The 8,784-nt window shown below is 71.3% G+C and carries 14 protein-coding genes; 8 read left to right on the forward strand and 6 right to left on the reverse strand.

Annotated features, from left to right (window positions below; translation table 11 throughout):
• Positions 1-59 precede the first annotated feature (59 nt).
• A complete protein-coding gene (locus ACVWW9_RS01055; protein WP_456514040.1) occupies positions 60-656 on the forward strand; it encodes a hypothetical protein in 597 nt (198 codons plus the stop codon).
• Here the strand turns inward: ACVWW9_RS01055 and ACVWW9_RS01060 are convergent.
• Positions 608-1,261 carry a TetR family transcriptional regulator gene (locus tag ACVWW9_RS01060; protein ID WP_456514041.1) on the reverse strand — a complete coding sequence of 218 codons (654 nt, stop codon included), beginning with the start codon at positions 1,259-1,261 and terminating at the stop codon, positions 608-610. The genes ACVWW9_RS01055 and ACVWW9_RS01060 overlap by 49 nt on opposite strands.
• A 149-nt stretch (positions 1,262-1,410) precedes the next feature.
• On the opposite strand from ACVWW9_RS01060, the gene ACVWW9_RS01065 reads away from it, so the two are divergent.
• The 3 genes from ACVWW9_RS01065 to ACVWW9_RS01075 all read left to right on the forward strand — a co-directional run bounded on the left by ACVWW9_RS01065 (position 1,411) and on the right by ACVWW9_RS01075 (position 2,685).
• Positions 1,411-1,614, forward strand: a complete 204-nt coding sequence (locus tag ACVWW9_RS01065; RefSeq protein WP_456514042.1) for a hypothetical protein — start codon at positions 1,411-1,413, stop codon at positions 1,612-1,614.
• Between the two features lie 10 nt (positions 1,615-1,624).
• Positions 1,625-2,359: an SDR family NAD(P)-dependent oxidoreductase gene (locus tag ACVWW9_RS01070; protein ID WP_456514043.1), complete on the forward strand. Its 735-nt coding sequence runs from the start codon at positions 1,625-1,627 to the stop codon at positions 2,357-2,359.
• 131 nt (positions 2,360-2,490) lie between these two features.
• Positions 2,491-2,685, forward strand: coding sequence for a hypothetical protein (locus tag ACVWW9_RS01075; RefSeq protein ID WP_456514044.1), 195 nt, complete (start codon positions 2,491-2,493; stop codon positions 2,683-2,685).
• Between the two features lie 97 nt (positions 2,686-2,782).
• Here ACVWW9_RS01075 and ACVWW9_RS01080 read toward each other — a convergent pair whose 3' ends face one another.
• From ACVWW9_RS01080 to ACVWW9_RS01095, 4 genes are all read right to left on the reverse strand, one after another.
• The gene (locus ACVWW9_RS01080; RefSeq protein WP_456514045.1) at positions 2,783-3,400 is read right to left on the reverse strand and encodes a hypothetical protein; all 618 of its coding nucleotides are present in this window, start codon (positions 3,398-3,400) and stop codon (positions 2,783-2,785) included.
• Between the two features lie 267 nt (positions 3,401-3,667).
• Positions 3,668-4,156, reverse strand: coding sequence for an SOUL family heme-binding protein (locus ACVWW9_RS01085; protein WP_456514046.1), 489 nt, complete (start codon positions 4,154-4,156; stop codon positions 3,668-3,670).
• A gap of 39 nt (positions 4,157-4,195) precedes the next feature.
• Positions 4,196-5,269: a redox-regulated ATPase YchF gene (ychF, locus tag ACVWW9_RS01090; protein WP_456514047.1), complete on the reverse strand. Its 1,074-nt coding sequence runs from the start codon at positions 5,267-5,269 to the stop codon at positions 4,196-4,198.
• Between the two features lie 42 nt (positions 5,270-5,311).
• A complete protein-coding gene (locus ACVWW9_RS01095; protein WP_456514048.1) occupies positions 5,312-5,692 on the reverse strand; it encodes a VOC family protein in 381 nt (126 codons plus the stop codon).
• A 159-nt stretch (positions 5,693-5,851) separates the two neighbouring features.
• Between ACVWW9_RS01095 and ACVWW9_RS01100 the strand changes: the two genes are divergently transcribed.
• The 4 genes from ACVWW9_RS01100 (at position 5,852) to ACVWW9_RS01115 (ending at position 8,126) form a co-directional block, all read left to right on the forward strand.
• Positions 5,852-6,277 (forward strand): hypothetical protein, encoded by a 426-nt coding sequence (locus tag ACVWW9_RS01100; RefSeq protein WP_123695903.1) that lies wholly within the window; start codon positions 5,852-5,854, stop codon positions 6,275-6,277.
• Positions 6,278-6,306: 29 nt separating this feature from the next.
• On the forward strand, positions 6,307-6,552 hold the full coding sequence (locus ACVWW9_RS01105; RefSeq protein WP_456514049.1) for an acylphosphatase: 246 nt from the start codon (positions 6,307-6,309) through the stop codon (positions 6,550-6,552).
• A gap of 206 nt (positions 6,553-6,758) precedes the next feature.
• A complete protein-coding gene (locus ACVWW9_RS01110; protein WP_456514050.1) occupies positions 6,759-7,823 on the forward strand; it encodes a Glu/Leu/Phe/Val dehydrogenase dimerization domain-containing protein in 1,065 nt (354 codons plus the stop codon).
• 117 nt (positions 7,824-7,940) lie between these two features.
• On the forward strand, positions 7,941-8,126 hold the full coding sequence (locus tag ACVWW9_RS01115) for a hypothetical protein (RefSeq protein WP_456514051.1): 186 nt from the start codon (positions 7,941-7,943) through the stop codon (positions 8,124-8,126).
• A 21-nt stretch (positions 8,127-8,147) separates the two neighbouring features.
• Here the strand turns inward: ACVWW9_RS01115 and ACVWW9_RS01120 are convergent, their stop codons facing one another.
• The gene (locus tag ACVWW9_RS01120) at positions 8,148-8,729 is read right to left on the reverse strand and encodes a DinB family protein (protein WP_456514052.1); all 582 of its coding nucleotides are present in this window, start codon (positions 8,727-8,729) and stop codon (positions 8,148-8,150) included.
• Between the last annotated feature and the right edge of the window lie 55 nt (positions 8,730-8,784).

Raw genomic sequence — 8,784 nt, forward strand, 5'->3', positions numbered from 1 at the left:
TCTCCACAGGAGCGCTCGACCCGCACCCGTCGTCGTGGCGTTCGGCGCAGAGTGTGGCCATGACCGACTTCGATGGCACCGCTCAGCAGCATCCCGTCCTCGTGGATCCCGCCAGCCGGCGCGGCAAGGCCTGGACCGAGGAGGACTACACCGACCTCATGCGCGGGTGCCGGAGCGACTCGGACGTCGTCGACCTGGCGCGTCAGCTGGGCCGTTCGGTGCAGAGCGTGCAGTCACAGCTGCGGCGCCTGCTGCCCGCCGACGAGCGACATCTGCCGCTCGACCTCGCGCTGCCGCGACTCCGACAGCTCGACATCGACGGCGACTACGACTGGCTCGAAGCGCTGGCCAAGCGCACACCGTCTCCGTGGGACCCGAACCCGCTCGTCGTGACCGACCCGGACGCGCGAGGGCTCGGCGGACTGACGGATGACGAGCTGCTCAGCGTCGCGCTCTCGATCGTGATCTCCGGTCAGGAGTGCCCAGCGGACCTGCTGCGCCGGCTCGGACGGGAGCTCCGCCGGCGCGGCATGCTCGAGCAGCTCGAACGCGGTGCCGCCATGGCCCACCGCGAGGCGCTCGATCGTCTGCGCGAGCCCGACTGGCCCTATGGCGCGTTCACTCCAGGCTCCGAGCCACCCACCTGGCCGATGTGATCCGAAGCCCTGGTCGTGCTGGGGGCGTCGGCCGGTGCCCAGCTCCGGACGATCGTCGTGATGACCGACCGCCGGCGAGCGAGCCGGGCCGCGTCGCCGGGCGCCGCCCCCGTGTACAGGACATCCAGGTTGGGCAGCGCCTGCCAACCGTCGGCCAATGTGAGGATCGTCAGCAGCAGCTCCTCCGCCTCCTCGCGCGTGAGCTCCGGCACCGCGGCGAGCACGCGGTCGACCTTGTCGACCGACCGCACCCGTCGATGCTCCTCCGCGACGGGGGTTCCCAGCTCGAGGCCCTCCCAGAAGGTCAGTCGCGCGAGCTCGGGGTGGGCGCACTGGTAGTCGAAGAGCCGGCCGGCGTAGTCGGCGATCGCGTCCATCCCGGTGCCGCGGATCGGCACCGCGTCGACGATCAGCCCGAGCTGGTGGGTGAGGACCGCGCCGAAGAACTCCTGCTTCTTGCCGAAGTACTGGTAGATCCGCTCCTTGTTGACCCCCGCGGCGGTGGCGATCCGATCGACGCGCGCGCCGGCGAGGCCGTGGGCGCTGAACTCCACGACGCCAGCGTCGAGCAGGAGTCGCTTCGTCCGTTCGGGATCCCAAGCCATGCCCCCAGCCTACGACAAGCCAACCACTCGGTTGGAAATCGTGCTACGGTCAACCCAACCATCCAGTTGGAGGCATCATGGAACCCACCCGTTCGTCCTTCGTCCCGCCCGTCGCCACGCTTGCACCGCCCTCGGTCCACGCGCGGGCCGTGATCACCTGGCTGGCGATCTTCCCCCTCGTCGCCATCGGCATGAGCCTCATGGCGCCGGTCTCCGTCGACTGGCATCCGATCCTGCGCTCCTTCGTCCTCACGCTCGTGGTGGTGCCGCTCGCCGTCTACGTGGTGGTGCCGCGGCTCATCGCGCTCTACCAGCGGCTGCGCTCCAGGCGCCGCCCGACGAGCGAGCGATAGCGGGCACGGCATGGACCGCATCCTGGTCACGGGCTCCACCGACGGCGTCGGTCGCGCCACCGCTGAGGCGCTCCTCGACGCCGGTCACGGGGTCGTCCCGCATGCGCGCACCACGTCACGCCTGGACGCCATCGCGAACCTCGTCGATCGAGGTGCGGAGGCGATCGTCGGCGACCTGAGCCGCCTCGAAGAGGTGCACGACCTGGTCGAGCAGGCGAACGCGCTCGGGCCGTTCGACACGGTCATCCACAACGCCGGCGTGCTGCGCGGCCCGGTGCTGCCGGTCAACGTCACGGCTCCCTACGTGATGACCGCGGGCATCCCGGCGTCGCGGCTCATCTACCTCAGCAGTGGCATGCATCGCGGCGGACGCCCCGACATCGCCGGCGTCGACTGGATCCGCGAGACCGGAACGCGCTCGTACTCCGACTCGAAGCTGTTCGTCACCGCGCTCATGGCCGCCGTCGCCCGGCTGCGGCCGGACGTCGTCGCCCACGCCGTCGATCCCGGCTGGGTGCCGACGAGGATGGGCGGCCCAGGCGCGAGCGACGACCTCGCCCTCGCGCACGTCACACAGGTCTGGCTGGCGACGACCACCGACGACGAGGCGCGCGCGCCCGGCCGCTACTGGCATCACCGGAAGGTGCAGGAGACGCACCCGGCGGTGGGCGACGTGGACTTCCAGCAAGCGCTGCTCGCCTCGCTCGCAGAGCAGACCGGCATCGAGCTGGCCGCCGCACGCTGAGGCCGATTCGGCGGGCGGGAGCCTCACGGCTGCACTCCCCACCTCAACGCAAACATGGTGATTGCTCAGCACACGCCGTCGGGGGTGCGCCACGCCAGCGTCACCCGCATCCCGTGACTACGTTCGAGCGCATGACAAATGCAGAGACGAGGGAGCTCGGAGCAGGAGACGCGGCCGCGCGCCTGCGCGAGCTGCTCAACCAGATCGAGAACGCGGTGACCGCACCGCGCTCCGACCCCCGAGCCCAGCAGCAGCTCGAGCTCTGCGAGGAGATCGAGGCGATCCTGCGCGTCCGGTCAGAGGCGCGGGTGTCGCCGCTGCGCTGAGCAGCGACCGGTTGCAGCGAAGGTCCCGCGCGGGTCGTGGAGACGGGGAAGCAGGACCGCAAGCGCGGGCGGGCACCAAGGGCGGCGCCCCGCGTCATCAGCCTTCGGACTCCATCGTCGCGGGCGCATCCCGGGTGGCTGCCACGACGTCGAGCGCTCCCTGCAGGCTCGAGCGCACCTCCTCGACGACCGGTTCGGGCGATCCCAGCGAGCCCACCACCAGCCGACCAGCCGCGGTGTCGATGCCCACGGACACCAGGTCGCCGCCGGACGTCGTCTCGTCCATGATCCGCTGCATGCCATCGCACAGATCTGCGAACGTCACGGGCGACTCGCTCTCCTCGATCTCGATCGGCGCGGACGCCACGGCATCCGAGTACATCGCAGGCAAGGCGGCGACGGCCGCGCTGACCGCCGCGTCGGCGTCGAACTGCGAGCCCTGCGAGAGCGAGACGCGCAGTCCCGTCACGGCTCCGCTGTCGTCTGTGGTGCGATCGACCGTGGCGATTGCAGCGGCGTGCGCGTTCAGGAGGTCGTGCTGCAGCGTCCTCGCCGCGACCTCGAGCACAGCGCTGGCAGGAGGTTCGTGGCCCAGATTGGCGGGAGCGATCGGCACGATCGCGTTGCGCAGCAGGCAGGTGCCCACGTCCGCCGACGGCAGCGCCTCAGCGGCGTCCGGCGTCGACGACGGCGCGGGAGCTGCGGGTGGCGTCACGGCACTCGAGACCGCGAGCGACGAGCATGAGACGAGACCGCCAGCGACGGCCAGCACCAGGACGACCACAGTTCGCGGCCGCACCTTCGGACCGGCTGCATTCCCTCGCGCGTTCATGCGGGCCTCCCTCGCCTCGACCAGACATGTCCGGTCTGCTCGTGAGGTTACATCGTGCGGAGCCGATGTGCACGGGTGTCGGCCGATGTGCAGCGCTGAAGCGGAACGTCGCGCGGTGCCGTCAGACAGCGGCCCATCGTGCTCGACGCGTCACGCGAGCGCGACGAGCGCCTCGTTGCGCTTCAGGAATCCGGGCTTCCAGGGCGGGTCGTAACGAGCGAAGTAGACCGGTCCCTCTGCTGCTCTGCCATCCCGAGCAAGGGCAGCCACGAGTGCGTCGGCGTTCTGCTGATATCGCGTCTCATTCGATCCACCGCTGAACCTTCGCGCGGCAACTCGCCTCTCGGGGACTTCGACGGTGCGGACGGAGGCGTCGGTCGGAGCGGGTATGCGCGTGGCACCGGCCGGCATCACGAAGCTCACGGTGTACGTCTTCTCTGCGCGAGGAGCCTGGATCACGGGTGCCGTCATCGAGATGTTCGACGCGGTGATGTAGCGGATGAGTGGGCCGAAGCCCCGATTGCCCGCCTCGAAGAACGACCCTGCGGCGTCCACCTGCGCGAGCAGATGCGCGGGATACACGCGCACCTCGTAGCCGACGTGTGCGGATACCACTGTGTAGCGCTGCTGCTCCGTCATGCAGCCACGGTACGCTCGCCCGATCGCGGACGCGCCCGCTCACACGTTGAAGCGGAACTCCACGACGTCACCGTCGGCCATGACGTAGTCCTTGCCCTCGATGCGAACCCGGCCGGCGGCCTTCGCATCCGCCATCGAGCCCGCGGCGTCCAGGTCGGCGAACGAGACGACCTCCGCCTTGATGAAGCCGCGCTCGAAGTCGGTGTGGATGACGCCGGCGGCCTGCGGGGCGGTCCAGCCCTTGCGGATCGTCCAGGCGCGCGATTCCTTCGGCCCGGCCGTCAGGTAGGTCTGCAAGCCGAGCGTCTCGAAGCCGATGCGGGCGAGCTGGTCGAGGCCCGACTCCTCCTGGCCGAGCGACTGCAGCAGCTCGAGCGCCTCGTCCTTCTCGAGGTCGACGAGCTCCGACTCGACCTTCGCGTCGAGGAAGACGGCCTTGGCGGGCGCGACGAGCGCCGCGAGCTCCGCCTTCTTGTCGGCATCCGAGAGCACGTCCTCGTCGACGTTGAAGACGAACAGCACGGGCTTGGCGGTGAGGAGGCCGAGCTCCTTGATGGGCGTCGTGTCGAAGCCGACCTGTCCCAGCGTCCTGCCGCTGTTGAGGATCTCGTTCGCCTCGACCGCGGCCGCGAGCACGGAGGCGTCGACCTTCTTGCCCTTGACCTCCTTCTCGAGGCGCGGGATCGCCTTCTCGAGCGTCTGGAGGTCGGCGAGCATGAGCTCGGTGTTGATCGTCTCCATGTCGGAGGACGGGTCGACGGCACCCTCGACGTGCACGACGTCGCTGTCGCCGAAGCCGCGCACGACCTGCGCGATCGCATCGGCCTCGCGGATGTTGGCGAGGAACTTGTTGCCGAGCCCCTCACCCTCGCTCGCGCCCTTCACGATGCCGGCGATGTCGACGAACGACACCGCGGCAGGCAGGATGCGCTGCGAGCCGTGGATCTCGGCGAGGCGCGTCAGGCGCTCGTCCGGCAGCTCGACCACCCCGATGTTCGGCTCGATCGTGGCGAACGGGTAGTTCGCCGCGAGCACGGTGTTCTTGGTGAGCGCGTTGAAGAGGGTCGACTTGCCCACGTTGGGGAGTCCGACGATGCCGATCGTGAGTGCCACAACAGGTCAGCCTACCGGCGACCCGAGCGCCACCGACCCGGCTCAGCTGCTGCCGTCGTCGCCGATCACCGCGATGATGTTGCCCGCGGGGTCGCTGCACCACGCGATGTCGGGTCCCAAACCGCTCGCGATGCCCCGCTCGTCCTGCTCGAAGCCGTCGTAGCGCTCGAACGTCACGCCCTTGCCGACGAGCTCGTCGATCGAGGACGTGATGTCGGGCACGACGAGGTTGAGGATCGTGAACACCGCGGGCTGGTGATCGTCCTTCTGGTAGACGAACACCCTCGCGCCGCCGGGCAGGGTGAGCGCGAGCTGTCCCATCTCCTCCCCCACCTCCAGCCCGAGCACGTCGCCGTAGAACGTCCGTGCCGCATCGAGGTCGGGTGCGGCGAAGCCGCTGAAGCCATCCGTGTACTGCGCCATCTCGGCACCTCCTGCGGGCATCCTCGCGCCGCATCCGCTCGCGCACCAGGGGCGAGTTGGTGCGCGAGCCCGCACGCGGGGCCGGCGCCCTGGCCACCCACAGGCAGCGGCCGTAGCGTGTGGATCCAGCGCCGCCCCGGCGCACGTTGAGGAGCGATCATGGGCACGAACGACGACAACCCCCCGCACGACAGCCGCGAGGGCCTCCCGGTCTACGAGGGCGCCGACCAGCCGGACGACGGACGCGACGTCTCGCAGGCCGCCAACGGAGGCGACGGCTCGCTCGGCCAGGACACGACCCCCGAGCACGACAACCGCGAGGCCGACCAGACCTACCAGGAGGCACCCCCCGCCGGCTCCGGTGGCGCTGACTCATTCGACTCCCGTCACAACGAGTTCGACGAGGGCGAGGGCCAGCCCGGGGCCGGCATCGACCCGCAGACCGGCGAGGCCGTGCACGGCGACGGCCTGGCGCACGAGCACGCGGAGGAGACCCGTTCCACGGGCTTCGACGCCGAGCAGCCGCAGCAGGTCCAGGACGCCGGCGACGAGCCCAACGCGGAGCAGCCGCGGGAGCAGCGCTGACGACCGACCGCATCCGACGCCGATTCGTCGTGCACGGCAGCGTGCAGGGCGTCGGCTTCCGCTGGGCCGCGAACGCCGAGGCCGAGCGCCTCGGCGTCGCGGGCAGCGCCCGCAACCGCTTCGACGGCACCGTCGAGGCGGAGGTCGAGGGCGCGCCGGATGCGGTGGCCGCCATGGCCGAGTGGTTGGGGCACGGTCCTTCCTCCGCGCGCGTCGATCGCGTCGACGTGGACGAGCTCGAACCGCGTGGGGACACGGGCTTCCGGATCAGCTGACGCGAGCCGCCACCGCGCACCGGGTCGTGTCGAGCTGCGCAATCGAGCCGACGTCGCGGGGCGCTGCCTGCGCGCCATGCGCAGCGGCGACGATCCGGCTTGCGCGGGCAGCGCATCCGGACGATGATCTGAGCAGCCGCGCGACCCGCGGCACCACCCTCACAGCGCCGTGAGATCCGCGGCGCCATGCATGGAAACGAGCTGCCATGAGCGCCATCCCCGAGTTCACCCACGAGCGCGTCCTGACCTCCATGGGAGCGAGGAGCGACGTCGTCATCACCGTGGCCCTCCATTCGAGCGTGCTGGGACCGGCGCTCGGCGGCTGCCGGATGTGGACGTACCCGACGTGGGCGGATGGACAGGCGGATGCGCTGCGGCTCTCGTCCGCGATGACGCTCAAGAACGCCGCGGCCGGCCTCGACGCGGGCGGCGGCAAGGCCGTGATCGCGCTGCCGATGGGCACGCACATCGACGCGGACCGCCGCCGCGCCGCCCTCCTCGACCTCGGTGACCTCGTCGAGGCGCTCGACGGGCGCTACCGGACCGCCGAGGACGTCGGCACGACCGAGCACGACATGCTCGTCGTGCGCGAGCGCACCGAGCACGTCGTCGGCCTGCCCGCTGAGAACGGCGGCGCCGGCGAGCCCGCGGGCGCGACCGCGCTCGGCGTCTACTCGTCGATCGCGCCCACGCTCGAGGAGGCCTTCGGCTCCGAGGACATCGCCGCCCGCTCCTTCGTGATCTCGGGCCTCGGCCAGGTCGGCGGCCGCCTCGCGCGCATGCTCGCCGGCCACGGCGCGACGCTCTTCCTCACCGACATCGATGGCCGCAAGCAGCAGCTCGCCGACGACCTCGGCGCCACCTGGATCGCGCCCGGCGAGGCCCTCACCACCCCGGCCGACGTGCTCGTGCCGGCCGGCCTCGGCGGCATTCTCACCGAGGAGGCGATCGAGGCGCTGCCCGTGCGTGCCGTGGTCGGCCCCGCGAACAACCCGCTCGCCGAGCACTCCGGCGCCGCGCGGCTCGCGGAGCGCGGCATCGTCTACGCCCCCGACTTCGTGGTCAACGCGGGCGGCGTCATCCACCTGCAGGGCATGGCCGACGGCATGCAGTGGCCGGCGATCGCCGAGCGGCTCACCGGCATCAGCGACACCCTCCGCGGCGTGTTCGCCAGCGCGCGGCAGCGCGGCATCACGCCGCTCGAGGCCGCCGAGGCGCTCGCCGCCGAGCGCATCGACGCGGCCCGCGGGCACATGACGGTGAGCGCCTGACGCATCCGCCTCGCTCTGCGGGCGCGCACGGCACCCGGCGGATGCGTGGCGGGCGTCCAGGCGCCCGGCGTAGCGTCGCCGTGCGGGGTGCCGACGCCCCGCGGAGAGAGGATCACCATGAGCCAAGAGCAGCAGCCCGGCCACGACCACTCCAGCCAGGACGAAGCCGTGACCGGCGGCTACGGCGACCCCGGCGAGGCGGAGGCGCTCACGGGCGACTCCGAGTCCGAGACGGATCCCAAGGAGCACCCGAAGGCGGATCCCGCTGAGGGCTCCGACCCCGAGAACCCGCGCGGCCTCTAGTCGCGCGAGCGGCCGGCGGCGTCAGTCGCCGGCCGCCTCGGCCGTCGCGCGGAGTCGCGCGACGTAGTCCGCCCACCAGGCCGCATCGTGATCCGGCAGGTTCGAGACGCCATCGCGGAGGCCCGCGGCGCCGTCGATCGTCTCGCGCACGATGTCGGCGTGGCCCGCGTGCCGCGCGACCTCAGCGATCATGTGCACGATCAGCCGATGCAGCGTCGTGTCGGCGTTCGGTCCCCACCACGGCACGTGCGCTGGGGCATCGAGCGGCAGCTCGTCGATCGATGCGTCGGCATGCGCCCAGACCCGGTCCCAGAGCTCGAGCACCGACGCCCGCGTCTCGTCGGGCCCGGCCCACATGTCGGCGTTGTCCTCGGCGTCGTCGTCGGCCCAGGCGAGGTGCTCGGGGAACGGACGGCCGACGCACGCGCCGAAGTAGTCGGCCGCCACCGTCGCGACGTGCTTGACGAGCCCGAGCAGGTTCGTGCCCGTCGGGGTCATCGGCATGCGGGCCTCCCGCTCCGACAGCCCCTCGAGCTTCCAGCGCAGCGCCTCGCGCTGCACGCGCAGGTAGCGGACCAGGGTCGCCTCGGCATCCTCGCTCATGCCCGCATCCTCGCAGGTGCCGCCGACCACACCCAGCGGCAGGCGGTAGTTGACA

It is taken from the genome of Agrococcus sp. UYP33, from assembly GCF_054060915.1.

What these genes read in the sequence shown, in the direction of transcription:
- ACVWW9_RS01055 (WP_456514040.1), top strand. Translation starts at nt 60, where the DNA reads ATGACCGACTTCGATGGCACCGCTCAGCAGCATCCCGTCCTCGTGGAT.
- ACVWW9_RS01060 (WP_456514041.1), bottom strand. Translation starts at nt 1,261, where the DNA reads ATGGCTTGGGATCCCGAACGGACGAAGCGACTCCTGCTCGACGCTGGC.
- ACVWW9_RS01070 (WP_456514043.1), top strand. Translation starts at nt 1,625, where the DNA reads ATGGACCGCATCCTGGTCACGGGCTCCACCGACGGCGTCGGTCGCGCC.
- ACVWW9_RS01075 (WP_456514044.1), top strand. Translation starts at nt 2,491, where the DNA reads ATGACAAATGCAGAGACGAGGGAGCTCGGAGCAGGAGACGCGGCCGCG.
- ACVWW9_RS01085 (WP_456514046.1), bottom strand. Translation starts at nt 4,156, where the DNA reads ATGACGGAGCAGCAGCGCTACACAGTGGTATCCGCACACGTCGGCTAC.
- ACVWW9_RS01095 (WP_456514048.1), bottom strand. Translation starts at nt 5,692, where the DNA reads ATGGCGCAGTACACGGATGGCTTCAGCGGCTTCGCCGCACCCGACCTC.
- ACVWW9_RS01100 (WP_123695903.1), top strand. Translation starts at nt 5,852, where the DNA reads ATGGGCACGAACGACGACAACCCCCCGCACGACAGCCGCGAGGGCCTC.
- ACVWW9_RS01110 (WP_456514050.1), top strand. Translation starts at nt 6,759, where the DNA reads ATGAGCGCCATCCCCGAGTTCACCCACGAGCGCGTCCTGACCTCCATG.
- ACVWW9_RS01115 (WP_456514051.1), top strand. Translation starts at nt 7,941, where the DNA reads ATGAGCCAAGAGCAGCAGCCCGGCCACGACCACTCCAGCCAGGACGAA.
- ACVWW9_RS01120 (WP_456514052.1), bottom strand. Translation starts at nt 8,729, where the DNA reads ATGAGCGAGGATGCCGAGGCGACCCTGGTCCGCTACCTGCGCGTGCAG.